The organism is Streptomyces flavotricini (assembly GCF_020639365.1).
GTDB lineage: Bacteria > Actinomycetota > Actinomycetes > Streptomycetales > Streptomycetaceae > Streptomyces > Streptomyces flavotricini.
Genome location: NZ_JAINUL010000001.1, coordinates 361,390 through 374,707, shown reverse-complemented (window position 1 = coordinate 374,707; position 13,318 = coordinate 361,390). Strand labels below are relative to the sequence as shown.

The window sequence follows — 13,318 nt, the reverse complement described above, 5'->3', positions numbered from 1 at the left end:
TCTGCCGTGACCGCCGACGCCGCCAACGCCGCCCAAGCCCCCGCCACCGACCCGGAGACACGCGGCCGCCGCGACCCGCAGGCCGGGCCCCCGCCCGGCGTCCTCGCCGTGGTCTTCACCGCCCTCTTCCTCGCGGGGCTCGTGCTCAGCACCCTGCTCGCGGGCGGGGACGCCTTCCCCTCACCCTTCGGCTCCACCGACACGGTGACCTCCTACTTCCGCGACCACACCGGTGCGGTCCGCGTCTCCGGGACCCTGCAATTCGCGGCCTCGGTGCCGCTCGCGATCTACGCCGCGACCGTCTCGGCGCGGCTGCACAAGCTCGGGGTACGTGCCCCCGGTGCCACCATCGCCCTCGCCGGCGGCGTCCTCGCCTCGGCCTTCCTCGCCTGCTCCGGGCTGGTCACCTGGGTGCTGTCCCGGCCCGAGGTGGCCGATCAGTCCGAAGCCGTACGTGCGCTGCAGTACCTGGCCTTCGGGCTCGGCGGGCCCGCCCACGTCGTCCTGCTGGGGCTGTTGGTCGCCGGGATCGCCGTACCGGGGCTGCTCGCCGGCCTGCTTCCCCGCGCCCTCGCCGTGGCGGGCCTGGCCGTCGCCGCGGTCGCCGAGCTGTCCACGCTGGTCCTCCTGGCCGACGGCGCCGCCCTGCTGTTGCCGGTCGCCCGGTTCGCCGGGCTGCTGTGGCTGATCGCGGCCGGCTTCCTGCTGCCGCGCCGACGTGTCCGTGCGGAGGGCTGACCGCCATGACGAGCCCCACCACCGCCACCGCCCCCGCCCAGGACCCGGCGGAACGGATGCTCCGTTTCCACCAGCCCGAGAAGGTCCTGCGGCACCTCCGCGGCGCGCCCGACGAGGCCACGCTCGCAGCCCTGTTCGGGCTCGACCCGGTCGGCTACCGGAGGTACCTGGACCGGTTCGAGGAGCGCAACCGGGCGGCCGCCGCCGCGCTCGCGGCCGAGCCCGGGACGGCCGCCCGTCTGGCCGGGCTGCCGTTCCGGCCGGGCGAGCACGTCGTGGCCGTGGGGGAGAGCACCACCGCCGACCGGCTCTCCTGGTTCGAGATCCTGCGGCACCTGCTCCCGGAAGGTGTCCGCTGCACCAACCTGGCCGTGTCCGGCAGTACGACGGCCCAGGCCCTGGCGAACGTCCCGCTGCTCGCGTTCCAGCGCCCCGACTGGGTCATGTGCATGCTGGGGGCGAACGACGTCCAACGGCTGGACGGGGTCCCGCTGGTCGCCGCCGCCGAGACCCGCCGCGCGCTGCGCGCCCTGCGCGACCTGACGGTCCGCCGGGCCGGAGCCCGGTGGATCTGGCTCACCCCGACCGGCGTCGATCCCCGGCGGGTAGCGCAGTACGTGCACTTCCAGCGGGCGGGACTCGGATGGGCCGGGGCGGACCTCGACGCCGTCGCGGAACTCCTGCTCGCGGAGCCCGAGCCCACCATCGACACCCGAGCCGCCGCACACGGCCACGTGGAGGAGGACGGCGTCCACCTCACCCCGGCCGGTCAACAGCGCGTCGCGGCGGCCGTGCTCGAGGCGCTCGGCCCGGGGCTGGTCCGGCCGGAGGACCTCCGCGGCCCGGCGGGGCCACGGCCGTGACCGGGCGCCCACCGTGGCCGCATGGATCCCACGGCCGCCGGGGACTGCCCCGGCGGCCGTGGCGGCGGGCCTCCGCAGGAGGCTGACGTGCTGACGTGCCGGAAGTCTCGGACGACCGGCGGACTGCCCGTGCCTCAGTCGAACTCGAAGGTGGCGACGACCGGAGCATGGTCGGATTCGGGGAACTTGTCGTCGGTGGCGAAGGCCAGGGAGTCGTCGTGGAGTAGTTCGTTGTGGATCTCCGAGCCGCGGTAGTGGGCGAGAAGGTTGCGGGTGACGAGCATGTGGTCGAGCATCTGGCCGCGACCGTGGTGGAAGAGGGTGTAGCGGGCATCGCTCGGGATGGTGCGCTCGATGGGGACCAGCACCTTCGGGGCGAGTTCACCGTTGTTGGTGTCCTCGACGTTGCCGCAGATAGCCAGGACCGGGACTTCCTCCGGCTCGGCGTTGAAGTCGCCGGTGACGATGATCCGTGCGTCGGGGTCGTCCTTGAGGATGTGGTCGATGAGGCGCCGCACCTCCACGGCCTGGCTCATGCGCTTCATGGAGGACAGGAAGCTGCCTTCGGCCCATGCGTCCGCGCTGCTCCAGATGCCCTTCCTGGGGTCGAGCACCTGACCGGGGATCTCACTCGGGATCTTGGACTTCAGGTGCACGGTGATGACGTGCAGCAGCCGCCCCGGTGCCGCGTGATCGGTGTCGATCTGCGCATGCAGGATGGGACGTTCGATCCCGATCGGGATCGGCTGCGGGTCGGGGGGCACCGCGGTGAGCCGCTGGTAGTGGGGCTCGGCGACGAGATCGTTCTTCAGCTGCTCGTGCTTGATGACCGGCAGGTGGGTGGCGATGACCAGGTTGCGCAGGTCGTACACCGCGTCGTCCGCGGGCTTCGTGCTCACCAGCTCGGCCCCGTCGAGGTTGGTCCCCACGAGGAGCTCCTTGAGGGCCAGCAGCGCACGCGGTTGGCCGGGGCGCTCTTGCCCGTGGACTTCCTGGAAGCAGGCGATGTCGGCTCGCAACCGCCTGATCTGCGGCTTCATCAGCTGGATGCGTTCCTCCAGTTGCGGGTGTGCGTCCGGTGCGGTCTCGTCGAAGTTCTCAAGGTTGAATGTGGAAATCCGGATCTGTGTCATGGGTGTCTCCAAGGCTCGACTCGGCGGGACCGCACGACGCCTCGGGCGTGAAGCACGTGCGCGTCCCCCCGACAGGCGTCCTAGGCGGCAGCGGTCAGGCAGAACTGCACGAGGCCGGCGTCGACGTCGAGGACGATCTTCTTCATCTCCGCCCACGGTGGGTGGAAGGCGGTTCCCCACTCGATCGTGAAGGCGAGGATCTTCTCCTCCTCCTGGTCCGAGAGGATGTGGCGGGCGTAGGCGTAGTCGTCGCTGGTTCCGCACGTCGGGTACAGGTCGAAGGCGGGCTCAGGGGTGTACTCCGTGCCGCGCACGCCCTTCAGGGCCTCGCAGAACCGCTCGGCGAGCACGGCGGAGTCATCGGCGTCGCCCTCGTCGACGAACTCGGCGTAGAGCAGTCCGTCCTTCAGGCCGCGCTTGCCGTCGAAGAGGGGATTGCGGAAGTTCTTGGCCGGGTCGACGGACTGGTTCTGGTCGTCACCCCACACGTAGAGCATCTTCTGGGTGTAGCTGTGGACGTCGACGAACCAGTGGGTGCGGGTGAACCGGTCCAGCAGCCACCGCACGTTGCGGGTCTCCACCTCCGAGAAGGGTTCAGGACCTTGGTAGACCTGGTCGGGGTCGGCCGGGTCGTCCGAGACCCGCACGGGGGCGAGGGGGTGGAAGGCGGTCCGGTAGTCGAAGAGGTGGTCGTAGTTGCGGTTGAGGTCGACGCCGATGGCCGCCGGATTGCCGCCGGACCGGGCCGGATTGCGGTTGCGCCGCCACATGGGGTCGACGGTCTGGCTGTAGTTCCGTCCGTCGGGGTTGACCAGCGGGAAGACGACGACGTCGAGCTCCTCCATGATCGTGCGTACCTGGGCGGACGTGAAGCTCGTACCGCCGTACGCAAGGCCCGTACCGCCGGTGTGCGCGTGCAACAGGTCGGCCGCGAGGTTGACCAGGATCTCGCTGCTGCCCCACTCGCGGGCGTGCGCGCCGCCGATCAGGACGACGGCGGGCTTCGGCTCCAGTCGGTGGGTGCCGATGCGCAGGGCGTGGCAGGTGCGGCCCTCGAAGGTCGGCTCGGGCAGCTGGACGAGTTCGGCCTTCGGGAACGCGGCGGCCAGGCTGATCACGCCGGATTCGACTTCGTTGATGTTCAGGTAAGGCATGGCGCCCCTCCTAGATGTCCTGCACCTTGAGGGCGAGACCTTGCGGAACCGCGTCCTCGGCGGCGAACCGGTCGCCTTCGCCCACCTCGGCCTGGCGGGCACGCCCGTTGGCGGTGGCGTCCTCGATCGTCTCGACCGAAACGCCCTCGCGAGCCAGGTCTTGGGCCTGCTCCGGGGAGACGTAGGCGTCGAAGCTGAGGCTGCCGTCCGGGTTCTGGCCGATGCGGCCGCCGACGTCGGGACGCGCGTCGCGCAGCAGGGCGCGCAGGGTGTCGGCGTCCTGGGCCGTGACGCGGACGCGGAGGATGGTGTAAGCGGTGGGCATGACGGGCCCCTCTCGGGCGCCGTCGGGCATCGGACCGGCGGGGCCGACCCGGCCCGGGGCGGCGCGCTCACGACGATGGGAACGAGTGGGCGGATCGCGTACACAGACAACTGGCCATGTGACGCTTACATCCGATATGTACCTCGTATCCTCAGCGTGCGCTTCCGTCATAGAACGAGTCAAGCGGCGGCTCGGGCATCCGGTTCAGGAGGCTGTCGAGACCGGCGATCAGCTCTTGTTCTTCGTCGTACTCGGCGAACTTCGGGACCAGCGCGCGCAGGCGGGGGTACTCGGCGGCGGGAAGCCGGTGCAGGCCCAGCCGAAGCAAGAGGTCGGGCTCGTCCGGATCGTCGACCACTTGGCGCTTGTCCACGAGCAGGCGACCGAGGTTCCAGGCCACGAAGGCGCGGTAGATCGTGAGCGCGGTGGCGTCGTCGAAGCCCGCCCGCCCGAGTACGGCGAGGATGTGCTCGGTCAGTTGGAGGGCGGGCGCCGGCCGCCGTGCCACGGGCACGGCGAGCGGGCGGGTGGCCACGACGGGCAGGATCTCGCGGTGGGCGTGTACGACAGCGGCGAAGGCCCGGGCGATCCTGCGCAGCTCGGCGCGCCACGGGAGAATGCCGACGGGGGCGCCGACGGGGTCGCGGGAAGGGCCGGCGTCCGTGTCCGCCGTGGTGCGCAGCCGGTCGTTGACCTCGGAGAAGAAGGCCTCGACCAGGCCGTCCAGCAGGGCCTCCTTGCTGGACGTGTACCGGTAGATGGCCATGGGCTCGACACCCAGGTCGGTGGCGAGCCGCCGCATGGTCAGCGCCGTGAGTCCCTCACGGTCGACGAGCGCGACGGCCGCGGCGAGCACCCGCGGCCGACTCAGCCGCCCGCGCCGCTCGGGGGTGTCCGGCTCGTCCATGTCCCGGCCTCAGGATGCAGTCCCCACGGATGTAAGGATACGGAGTAAATTTAATCCATTATTGCATCATTTGACCGGATTTCGGCGTACGCCTCAGCTGGTGAAGCCGCTGCACTGCGTCAGCTCGCCGCCCTGCCGGACGCTGTACTGGGCCGGCGGCACGTTCATGATCTGGAAGCCGCCGTTCTGTGCGATCTCCACCGTTCCGCCGAAGCCGGCCGACCCGTACACGTACGCCGGGCCAGGGGTGAAGCCGCCGCCGGAGAGGTGCACCTTTCCGTTGTCGAGCACGCCGGAGACCGAACACGTCGCGGCCGGGACCGCGGAGGGCGAGGACTGGGGGGCCGCCGCGAGGGCGGCGGGGGCGGCGACGAGCGAGGCCGCCGCGAGGGGACCGAGGACGATCAGGCGTATGCGCCGGTTCATGGGCTTTCCTCACGCGTGGGAACAGGGCCGCGTCCGTACGCCCGACGGGGAGCCCCCTGGCCGCGCTCCGCGAGCGCAAAGCCGTCCCCTCGCCGGAGACCGGGGCTGCGACCGCGGGCGAGGTCCGCCTTTCCATCGTCACCCCGCCCCTCCCGCGGTGCGACCGGGACCTGCCGCCGGGCCGCGGTCCACCGGAGCGGGGCCACTCCCGGTCGGGCCGTGTCCGGGCCCCTCGGGTTCCGTACGCATGCGGAGGCGGCCCCGGGGTAGGTGCCGGGCAACGGTGCGTTCCAGGGAGGCGTCATGCCGGGTGTCGGCGGGGCCGGACGGGACGAGACCGCGGAGGAGCGCGCGGACCGGCAGTGGCAAGAGCTCATCCAGGAGATCCGGGTCGCGCAGACCGGCGTCCAGATCCTGTTCGGATTCCTGCTCACCGTTGCCTTCACCCCCGTCTTCCACGGCCTGTCGCAGACCGACAAGACGATCTACATCGTGACCGTGGTGCTGGGCGCGCTCGCGACGGGCGCGCTCATCGGGCCGGTCGCCTTCCATCGCATCGTCTCGGGTCGGCAGATCAAGCCCGAGGCGGTCGCGTGGGCCGCGCGCCTGACGTTCACGGGCCTGATCCTGCTGCTGGCCACCTGTACCGCGGCCCTGCTGCTCGTGCTGCGCGTGGCGACGCACAACGCCCTCGTGCCGTGGCTCGTGGGTGGCGTGCTGGCCTGGTACCTGCTGTGCTGGTTCGCGCTGCCGCTGTGGGCGCGGATCCGCTATACCGCCGAGAACTGACCTCCGGGCGCCGCATGCCGTGTGACGGACGGGGGGCTCAGCGCGGCTCAGCGGGGGCCGATCTCCACCCACACGCACTTGCCCGGGCCCGCGACCGCGGGACCCCACCCCCAGTCCCGGCCCAGCCGCTCCACGATGAGCAGTCCGTGCCCTCCCGGGCGGGACGGGTCGGAGCGGTGCACGGTCCGTGGTGGGGCGGGACTCCGGTCCGTCACCTCGATCCGCAGCCGGGCGGGGGTGCAGCGCAGCACGAGGGACGTCGGCCCTCCGGCGTGAAGGCAGGCGTTGGCGATGACTTCGGAGACGAGGAGGAGGGCGTCTTCGGTCAGCTCCGACCTGGCCGTACCGTCCACGGGGACCGGTGGCCAGCCCCACTCGGCGAGGGTTTGACGCGTGAAGTCGCGACAGCGGGTGACCGCCTTCGCGGCGCCGTCCAGCGCGAGGTGTCGGGTCATCTCCGGTGACCGGCCCGTGGCCATGTGCGGCCCTCCTCCTAGGTGCTCCGGGGGTGTGCGAGTGCGGCATCCAGGTCGGTGTGGACCGGGAAGAGCCGGTCCGCGCCCGTGATCTGGAACATGCGTGAGACCGGGGGGTGCAGGCCGATCAGTTCGAGGCTGCCGCCCGCTTCCCGGACCGCGAGCCGGCCGCTCAGCAACAGGTTCAACCCCGTGGAGTCGCAGAAGTCCAGGCGGCTCAGATCGACCAGCAGTCTCCCCCCGTCCCGCCACACGGAGTCCAGCGCCTGCCTCAGGGGCTCGGCCGTGTCGTGGTCGAGCTCCCCCTTCGTGACCAGGACCGTGGCCTCCGGGAGGGACGTCGCCTCGACGGTGAAACGCTCTCCGCCCGTCGTGTGCATCACGCACACACCCCCTTGCCGTGCCCTGTCAGATGAACCGCTGGGGTCGTCATGGCTTCTCCCGTCCGAGTTCCTCGGCGTGTACCGCGCCTACCCGGTCGCCCGCCGCCCAAGCGAGTGACCGGGGGTGCGGACGTGCAGGCGGGCGCATGGCGCGGAGCCTGCCCGGTGTGCGGCGGTTCACCGGTCGTCCGGCACGAGGATGTCCAGGACGCAGATGTCGTCGCGGTTGCCCGGGCGCATCGCGGCGAGCGTACGGGCGAGGGTTTCCCCGCGCCCCTCCCGGAGGAGCCGTACGGTGTCCGCGGCGAGCCGGTCGAGCCCGACGTCCAGGGCCTCGCCCGGTTCCTCCACGAGTCCGTCGGTGTAGAACAGCAGGCGGTCGCCCGGCAACAGGTCGATGACGGCCTGCCCGTAGGAAGCGTCGAAGCTGGCGCCGAGGAGGGCGCCCGCCGGCTGTTCGAGGAAGTCCGCCCGGTCGCCGCGGACCAGCAACGGGGGCAGGTGGCCCGCCCGGACCCAGGTCAGACGCCGGTCCCAGGGCTGGTACCGGGCCATGACCATGGTGGCGGTGGTGCTGCCGGACGGGTCCGACGCGGTATGGAGCAGGAGGGTGTTGAGCCGGCGCAGGACGTCGGGCAGGGGGGAGCCGGTGATCGTCATGCCCTTCGCGGTGAACCGCAGCTGGGCCATGGTGCCGACGGCGGCCAGACCGTGCCCGGCCACGTCCCCGACGACGAAGAGGGCGCTGGCATCCGGCAGTTCGATGGCGCTGTACCAGTCACCGCTGACGTTGATCCCCCGGTCCACCGGAACGTAGGCGACGTCGATGCACAGACCGGCCAGCTCCATGGACTGCTCGGGAACCGGCAGGAGGGTCTCCTGGAGACGTGCGGCGAGTGCCCGTTCGGCCTGGAGCATGCCGCGCTGGAGGAGGACGGCGCGTTCGCTCTCGAGCAGCGCGAGCTCGGCCCCGCGCTGTGCGCTGAGGTCCTGGAAGAAGCCGTGCACCTCGACCGGGGCACCGTCGGCGTCCGTCTGGGCCTCGGCCACGAAGCGCAGGTGCCGCACGCTGTGCCCGGTGGCGATCCGGAACGGCTGGTCGACGGCCTCCCCCTCGGTCAGCAGCCGTTCCACGGCCGCGGCGGCCGCCGGAAGATCGTCGGGCAGGAGGTGCCGCGACAGCTCCTCCAGTGTCATCGGCCCGTCCCGGGGATCGCGGCCGAAGATGGTGTACATCTGATCGGACCAGCTGACGCTTCCCGTCGCCAGGTTCCAGTCCCCCCAGCCGAGGGTGCCCAGCCGCTGCATGTCGGCGAGCCGGCGCGCCTCGCGCTCGCCGGTGTCGTGGCGGATCCACGACACGACCAGGCGGTCTCCCAGCCTGGACGCCCGGACCGAGTAGACGGACCGGCGCGGGACGCCGGCGACCACCTCTTCATAGGTGAACGGCTCACCCTCGTACCCGGTCCCCGTGGTGAGGGCCTCCAGATAGCCCTCCCACAGGGCGGTGCCCACCACGGTCGGATACGTCTCCAGGACCCGGCGGCCCACGAGCTCCTTGCCGCTCCGCCCGGCCACGTCCACCGACTCGGGCGCCGCCGCGTCGATGCGGAAGTCCTCCACCTCGCCGGCCTTCGAGCGCAGCGGGGTGAGGAGGATCGCGGGCCCGGCCAGTGCGTCGAGCACCCGCTGGACGGACGTCACGTCGACGCCGTCCCGAGGCCCCTCGGCACCGGCGTCGCGAGGGCGCTCCGGCGGCCCCAGCGGGCCCGCGCACAATCGGGCCGCACGGCGCAGCAGCGCCCGGGTCGCGGCCGTGAAGGGACCCGGCTGCGCCCGCAGGAAGCCGATGGCAGCCGTCGCGGGACCGTCGGAGGGTACGGGGATCCAGGCGCGCGAGGGCCACCGGTGCTGTGGATCCGCGATGAGCAGGTACCGGAGGGCGTCCTCGGCCGGGTCCTCCAGCCACAGGGCCCGGCCCCCGGCGATGGCCTCGTGGGCTGCGATGCCGCTGAGCGGGGGTACATGGCGCCACTGCTCGGCCAGCTCCTCGCCGGTGCCGGCGCAACCGGTCAGCTCCAGGCTCCCGGCGGAGGTCAGCGAGAAGATCATCACGGCGTCCACACCGGCGTCCCCGCCGAGTACGGTCCGCAGCAGCTCCGCGACGTCGTCCCCGCCGCGAGCCGTCGTCAGGCCGTCGGCGAGCCGGGCCAGGAGCGGGCGCAGCGCGGCCCCGCCCGCGAGATGCCGTCCGGCGCCGGCGGCCGGGGTGGCGGGCTCAGTCCCCGAGACGGTGGTGGCAGGGGGCGGGGCGGTGGGTGCATGCGCGGGCGGCGGGCCCGCGTTCATCCGCCCCAGGAGGATCCAGCATTCCTCCAGCAGGGTGCGGCCCCGCTCCGAGGCGCGGCCGAGAAGCATCTCGTAGGCCGTGTCGGCGGATACGTCCCCCTGGGCCATCAGGACGCCCTTGGCCCGCTCGACGACGGCCGTGGTCGCGGCGACACCTTCCAGGACCACGATTTCCGAACGCAGCCTGGCCACCACCTTGGCGAGCGCCAGCACCTCGGGTGAGGCGCCCTCACCCGCGGCATCGCCCTTCACCCCTTGAGCATCGCACGTACGCCGCGCGTACGAAGGTGCCCCGCCGGGCCACCGCCCGGCGGGGGCACCTTCGTACGCGGATCCGCGGCTCAGGTGTCCAGCAACCGGTTGACCAGCGAACGGTAGGCCCGCAGTGCCTGACGCAGGTCCTCGGTGGCCACCTGCTCCCCGCGGTCCCACTGCTTCTCCAGCCCGCTCCGCTGCTCGGAGAGGGTGCCCGCGAAGCTCTGCATGACCTCCGCCACCAGGGCGTCCGCCGACCGGACCGCCTCCCGGGGGTCGTCGACGAACCGGCCCTGGATCTCGCCCCAGGTGGTGCGGTACCGCTCCGCCTCAGCGGCGCCGAGCAGCGGTTCCTCTTCGCTCTCGGCTCCGCGGCCCGGCTCCTGGTCCCGATCGCCGGCAGGCACGTCCGCCGCTGCCCGCGTCGTGTCGTCGTTCCGGCCGCCGGTGGCCTCGCCGGGATAGACGGCCGCGTCCCGGTCGTGGGACGGCGCCGGACGGGCGAGGTCTTCCGTCGTCAGGACGGGCTCGGACGCCCGCCCCGTCTGCTCTTCGTGATCAGGCATGTCATCGGCTCCTCTGGTCGGCGAGCAGCTCTTCGAACAGGGCGCGGTAGTGCACCATCGCCCCGCGCAGCTCCTCTGTCGTGGCCTCTCCCGCGCCGCTGCGCACCTTGACGGCGTGCGCGGCCCGGTATTCCTCGAGCGTGCGCCCGTGCTCCACCGACAGGTCCCGCAGCTGGCCGTCGTACCCCTCGGTGGGGTAGCCGCGCTCACCCATCAGCCGGGTCAGAAGATCGTCGGCCCCTGCCACGGAACTCTCCGGCCGGTCCACGAACTGCTGCTGCACACGCGTCCACTCGTCTGCGTACTGGCGCTGGCGCTCGGGCGACAACGGCTTGATGTCGAGCTGGTCGTGCCGCTCCTCCCGGGCGCGCAGATCGCGCTCGGCGGAGCGTGTGCCGCCCTGCTCCTCGACGGTTCGGTCGTATTCCGGACCGAACCGCTCGCGCAGGTGGCGCCGGCGGGCCAGCGTCCACAGCAGCGCAGTGAGCGCGAGCACGACGACCACCGCCACCACGATGACGGCTATCAGTGAATTGGTTGACATCTTCAGGCCTCCGTTCCGGGGGCTCTTCGCATCTCGCCTCGCGGCTGCCCCGGTGGGCGCTGCGGAAACACGTGCGGGTGGTGCCGACCCTCGCAGCCGGGTTTGAACCCACAGGTTTGAACCCATGGGTTTGAACCCACCGCCACCGAGCAGGCGTCACCCGAAGCGAAGGAAGATCGGGAGCAGGAGGTACGTGGCATGGCCGCGGAGCAGCAGAAGGATCAGGACGTCGTCGCCGCGATCCTCAAGGACCACCGCACGATGGAGGACCTCTTCCGCCGGATGCGCAGCGTGGAGGCGGACCGGGCCGACGCCCTCTCGAAGTTCTCCGCGCTGCTCATCGCGCACGGCGAGGCCGAGGAGGCCGAGGTGTACGGCGCGCTGAAGAGGTTCAAGGACGTGGACAACGAGGAGGTCGAACACGGCGCCGAGGAGCATGCCGAGGGCAATGAGGCCCTCCTGGCACTGCTCGAGGTGTCCGACGTGGGGTCCGACGAATGGGACGAGCGCCTGGAGGCTCTGGCCAAGGCGGTCTCCCACCACCTCGACGAGGAGGAGCGGACGATCCTCAACGACGCCAGGGAGAACGTGCCCGACGAGCGGAGGGCCGAGCTCGGGACCGCATTCCTGCGGGAGCGGGAGCGGCTGCTCGCGGCCGACTGCGGCAGCATCGAAAACGTGCGAGCAGTCGTACGGGGGTGACGAAGGCGGCGGCGACGGGCTCGGGCGGGGCAGCCCGGCGGCGCCACCCGCGACGGCGACGGCGACGGGGGAGTGGCGGTACCGGGGAGGTCCGGCAGCCTCAGTTGCCGGGGGCCGGCGGTTGAGCGCGGCGCGCCAGTTCGTCGTGGACGAGGCGGCCGGCCAGTGCACCGCCGAAGACGACGACGCCGACGCCGACGAGCCAGCTCTGGATGACGAGGACGGTCCCGAACGGGCCGTACGTGACGGCGCTGGACGCGATCAGCGGTGAGAAGACGAGCCGGGAGAAGACCCGCAGCCCGAGCAACCCGACCATGGTGGCCACCGCCCCGGGCAGGAGGGCGAGCCAACCGACCCGGCCGCCGAGCAGCAGCCGCTGGGACCACCAGAAGAACAGGGTGCCGATCGCAACCGTGACGAACCCCCGGGCGGGGGACTCGCGCCACGGTGACGTGATCGCCGACAGGTAGAGGACGGCGACGAGCGCGCCGAGCCACAGTACGTGCCGCCAGCGGGCCCACCAGCGCGACGGAGGCAGGTCCCAGATCCTTTCGTAGCCGCTCTGCAGCACCGTGCCGAACGACAGACCGAACACGGCGAGCAGGGCCAGGCCGAACGCCGTGGTCGTGCGCCATGCCTCGCCGGGGAGGGCGAAGAGACGGTCGATCTCCGCCCTGGCGGCCGGCGACACTCCGAGTCCGTCCCCCAGCCACTGCGCGAACCCCTGTCCGCCGACGGGGTTGGCCGCGGACACGACGATCAGCAGCGGTACCAGTGTCAGGAAGCCGAGCGCGGCGAAGCCCAGCGAGCGCTGCCACAGTTCCACGTCCCGGACACGCCCCCAGCGTCGGCCGGCCCGCGTGCGGCGGATCGTGCTGAGTATCCGTCCGAGCGCCGGCCACCGGGCCGGCCCGCGGGAGCCGGTCATGGCGGTCCCGTACGCGGGTGCGGCGACCGGGACGGAGAACGCGAGGTCGATGTCACGGGCATGGCCGCTCCAGTTGCTGCTGGTTCCCACGGTACCCGGGCCTTGCACGCCGCACGGGCGGCGTGCAGGGCCCGGGCGGTCCCTCCGGCTGCGCCCTCGAGCCGCTCACGGACCGGCACGCTTCGGGGCGATGGTGTGGGGTAGGCGCGGGGGACAGGAACCTCGAAGGAGGACGAGATGGCGGACCAAGAGAAGTCCGGGCGACACCCGCGGACCACGCCGTCCGAGGCCGTGGGCGAGAGCGGCGACCCCGAGGCCAGGCGCCAGGCGGACGATGCCGTCGTGCGGGGGAGGGCGCAGGACGACACGGATGCCGGGGGCCACCGCGCCAAGCGCCACCGTCCGGGCATCGGTCGTGAAGAGCAGACCCGCCCGCCCAGCAACTGAGAAGCGCACACGGGGTGAGGTGAGGCCGGTGTGAACCGGTCCGAATGCGTGCCGCGACCGGTGCGCACGACCCTCGGCGTCCCGGTCGGTGGGGGACGGCGTGCCGGGGCGCCGGCTTGGCGCAGGGCCTCGTAGGGTGGCGCGGTGCGCCATCGCGATCTTGTCGTCATCGGTGCGGGATCCGGGAACGCCGTCGTCGACGCCGAGCTGAGAGCGGTGCGCTGGCGCGCGGCGCGCGACCGGGTCTTCGGCCGTCTCGACGCAGAACCCGCACTCACCGGGGCCGCGGAGAACGCCCTCCTCGACCTCGGTCTGTGAGCACCCCGCCCAGGA

17 protein-coding genes are annotated in these 13,318 nt (G+C 72.1%); 6 read left to right on the top strand and 11 right to left on the bottom strand.

What is annotated here, in order from left to right; translation table 11 throughout:
• The first annotated feature begins 6 nt into the window (after positions 1–6).
• Both K7B10_RS01970 and K7B10_RS01965 read left to right on the top strand, forming a co-directional pair.
• Positions 7–738 carry a hypothetical protein gene (locus tag K7B10_RS01970; protein ID WP_229334216.1) on the top strand — a complete coding sequence of 244 codons (732 nt, stop codon included), beginning with the start codon at positions 7–9 and terminating at the stop codon, positions 736–738.
• 5 nt (positions 739–743) lie between these two features.
• Positions 744–1,601 (top strand): SGNH/GDSL hydrolase family protein, encoded by an 858-nt coding sequence (locus K7B10_RS01965; protein ID WP_229334215.1) that lies wholly within the window; start codon positions 744–746, stop codon positions 1,599–1,601.
• A 134-nt stretch (positions 1,602–1,735) separates the two neighbouring features.
• Here K7B10_RS01965 and K7B10_RS01960 read toward each other — a convergent pair whose 3' ends face one another.
• From K7B10_RS01960 to K7B10_RS01940, 5 genes are all read right to left on the bottom strand, one after another.
• Positions 1,736–2,734, bottom strand: coding sequence for an endonuclease/exonuclease/phosphatase family protein (locus K7B10_RS01960; protein ID WP_229334214.1), 999 nt, complete (start codon positions 2,732–2,734; stop codon positions 1,736–1,738).
• An 80-nt stretch (positions 2,735–2,814) separates the two neighbouring features.
• A complete protein-coding gene (locus K7B10_RS01955; RefSeq protein WP_229334213.1) occupies positions 2,815–3,888 on the bottom strand; it encodes a M14 family metallopeptidase in 1,074 nt (357 codons plus the stop codon).
• 10 nt (positions 3,889–3,898) lie between these two features.
• The gene (locus tag K7B10_RS01950; RefSeq protein WP_229334212.1) at positions 3,899–4,213 is read right to left on the bottom strand and encodes a hypothetical protein; all 315 of its coding nucleotides are present in this window, start codon (positions 4,211–4,213) and stop codon (positions 3,899–3,901) included.
• Positions 4,214–4,364: 151 nt separating this feature from the next.
• A complete protein-coding gene (locus K7B10_RS01945) occupies positions 4,365–5,120 on the bottom strand; it encodes a TetR/AcrR family transcriptional regulator (protein ID WP_229334211.1) in 756 nt (251 codons plus the stop codon).
• 93 nt (positions 5,121–5,213) lie between these two features.
• Positions 5,214–5,546 (bottom strand): hypothetical protein, encoded by a 333-nt coding sequence (locus K7B10_RS01940; protein WP_229334210.1) that lies wholly within the window; start codon positions 5,544–5,546, stop codon positions 5,214–5,216.
• A gap of 303 nt (positions 5,547–5,849) precedes the next feature.
• Here K7B10_RS01940 and K7B10_RS01935 point away from each other — a divergent pair, with 303 nt between their 5' ends.
• The gene (locus K7B10_RS01935; RefSeq protein ID WP_229334209.1) at positions 5,850–6,335 is read left to right on the top strand and encodes a DUF6328 family protein; all 486 of its coding nucleotides are present in this window, start codon (positions 5,850–5,852) and stop codon (positions 6,333–6,335) included.
• 47 nt (positions 6,336–6,382) lie between these two features.
• Here K7B10_RS01935 and K7B10_RS01930 read toward each other — a convergent pair whose 3' ends face one another.
• The 5 genes from K7B10_RS01930 to K7B10_RS01910 form a co-directional block, all read right to left on the bottom strand.
• The gene (locus K7B10_RS01930; protein WP_229334208.1) at positions 6,383–6,814 is read right to left on the bottom strand and encodes an ATP-binding protein; all 432 of its coding nucleotides are present in this window, start codon (positions 6,812–6,814) and stop codon (positions 6,383–6,385) included.
• A gap of 14 nt (positions 6,815–6,828) precedes the next feature.
• Positions 6,829–7,191 (bottom strand): STAS domain-containing protein, encoded by a 363-nt coding sequence (locus tag K7B10_RS01925; RefSeq protein WP_229344698.1) that lies wholly within the window; start codon positions 7,189–7,191, stop codon positions 6,829–6,831.
• Between the two features lie 180 nt (positions 7,192–7,371).
• Complete coding sequence (locus K7B10_RS01920; protein ID WP_229334207.1) at positions 7,372–9,795, bottom strand: SpoIIE family protein phosphatase; 2,424 nt, start codon at positions 9,793–9,795, stop codon at positions 7,372–7,374.
• An 89-nt stretch (positions 9,796–9,884) separates the two neighbouring features.
• Positions 9,885–10,364 (bottom strand): hypothetical protein, encoded by a 480-nt coding sequence (locus tag K7B10_RS01915; RefSeq protein WP_229334206.1) that lies wholly within the window; start codon positions 10,362–10,364, stop codon positions 9,885–9,887.
• A 1-nt stretch (position 10,365) separates the two neighbouring features.
• On the bottom strand, positions 10,366–10,908 hold the full coding sequence (locus tag K7B10_RS01910; protein WP_229334205.1) for a hypothetical protein: 543 nt from the start codon (positions 10,906–10,908) through the stop codon (positions 10,366–10,368).
• A 198-nt stretch (positions 10,909–11,106) separates the two neighbouring features.
• Here K7B10_RS01910 and K7B10_RS01905 point away from each other — a divergent pair, with 198 nt between their 5' ends.
• Positions 11,107–11,610, top strand: a complete 504-nt coding sequence (locus tag K7B10_RS01905; RefSeq protein WP_229334204.1) for a hemerythrin domain-containing protein — start codon at positions 11,107–11,109, stop codon at positions 11,608–11,610.
• A gap of 100 nt (positions 11,611–11,710) precedes the next feature.
• Here the strand turns inward: K7B10_RS01905 and K7B10_RS01900 are convergent, their stop codons facing one another.
• Positions 11,711–12,538, bottom strand: a complete 828-nt coding sequence (locus K7B10_RS01900) for a YhjD/YihY/BrkB family envelope integrity protein (protein ID WP_267501611.1) — start codon at positions 12,536–12,538, stop codon at positions 11,711–11,713.
• Positions 12,539–12,775: 237 nt separating this feature from the next.
• Here K7B10_RS01900 and K7B10_RS01895 point away from each other — a divergent pair, with 237 nt between their 5' ends.
• Entirely contained in the window at positions 12,776–12,985 is a 210-nt protein-coding gene (locus K7B10_RS01895; protein WP_229334203.1) for a hypothetical protein, read from the top strand.
• Positions 12,986–13,129: 144 nt separating this feature from the next.
• Entirely contained in the window at positions 13,130–13,303 is a 174-nt protein-coding gene (locus K7B10_RS01890) for a hypothetical protein (RefSeq protein WP_229334202.1), read from the top strand.
• Positions 13,304–13,318: the final 15 nt, after the last annotated feature.

What these genes read in the sequence shown, in the direction of transcription:
- K7B10_RS01965 (WP_229334215.1), top strand. Translation starts at nt 744, where the DNA reads ATGACGAGCCCCACCACCGCCACCGCCCCCGCCCAGGACCCGGCGGAA.
- K7B10_RS01960 (WP_229334214.1), bottom strand. Translation starts at nt 2,734, where the DNA reads ATGACACAGATCCGGATTTCCACATTCAACCTTGAGAACTTCGACGAG.
- K7B10_RS01955 (WP_229334213.1), bottom strand. Translation starts at nt 3,888, where the DNA reads ATGCCTTACCTGAACATCAACGAAGTCGAATCCGGCGTGATCAGCCTG.
- K7B10_RS01950 (WP_229334212.1), bottom strand. Translation starts at nt 4,213, where the DNA reads ATGCCCACCGCTTACACCATCCTCCGCGTCCGCGTCACGGCCCAGGAC.
- K7B10_RS01945 (WP_229334211.1), bottom strand. Translation starts at nt 5,120, where the DNA reads ATGGACGAGCCGGACACCCCCGAGCGGCGCGGGCGGCTGAGTCGGCCG.
- K7B10_RS01940 (WP_229334210.1), bottom strand. Translation starts at nt 5,546, where the DNA reads ATGAACCGGCGCATACGCCTGATCGTCCTCGGTCCCCTCGCGGCGGCC.
- K7B10_RS01935 (WP_229334209.1), top strand. Translation starts at nt 5,850, where the DNA reads ATGCCGGGTGTCGGCGGGGCCGGACGGGACGAGACCGCGGAGGAGCGC.
- K7B10_RS01930 (WP_229334208.1), bottom strand. Translation starts at nt 6,814, where the DNA reads ATGGCCACGGGCCGGTCACCGGAGATGACCCGACACCTCGCGCTGGAC.
- K7B10_RS01925 (WP_229344698.1), bottom strand. Translation starts at nt 7,191, where the DNA reads ATGCACACGACGGGCGGAGAGCGTTTCACCGTCGAGGCGACGTCCCTC.
- K7B10_RS01915 (WP_229334206.1), bottom strand. Translation starts at nt 10,364, where the DNA reads ATGCCTGATCACGAAGAGCAGACGGGGCGGGCGTCCGAGCCCGTCCTG.
- K7B10_RS01910 (WP_229334205.1), bottom strand. Translation starts at nt 10,908, where the DNA reads ATGTCAACCAATTCACTGATAGCCGTCATCGTGGTGGCGGTGGTCGTC.
- K7B10_RS01905 (WP_229334204.1), top strand. Translation starts at nt 11,107, where the DNA reads ATGGCCGCGGAGCAGCAGAAGGATCAGGACGTCGTCGCCGCGATCCTC.
- K7B10_RS01900 (WP_267501611.1), bottom strand. Translation starts at nt 12,538, where the DNA reads ATGACCGGCTCCCGCGGGCCGGCCCGGTGGCCGGCGCTCGGACGGATA.
- K7B10_RS01895 (WP_229334203.1), top strand. Translation starts at nt 12,776, where the DNA reads ATGGCGGACCAAGAGAAGTCCGGGCGACACCCGCGGACCACGCCGTCC.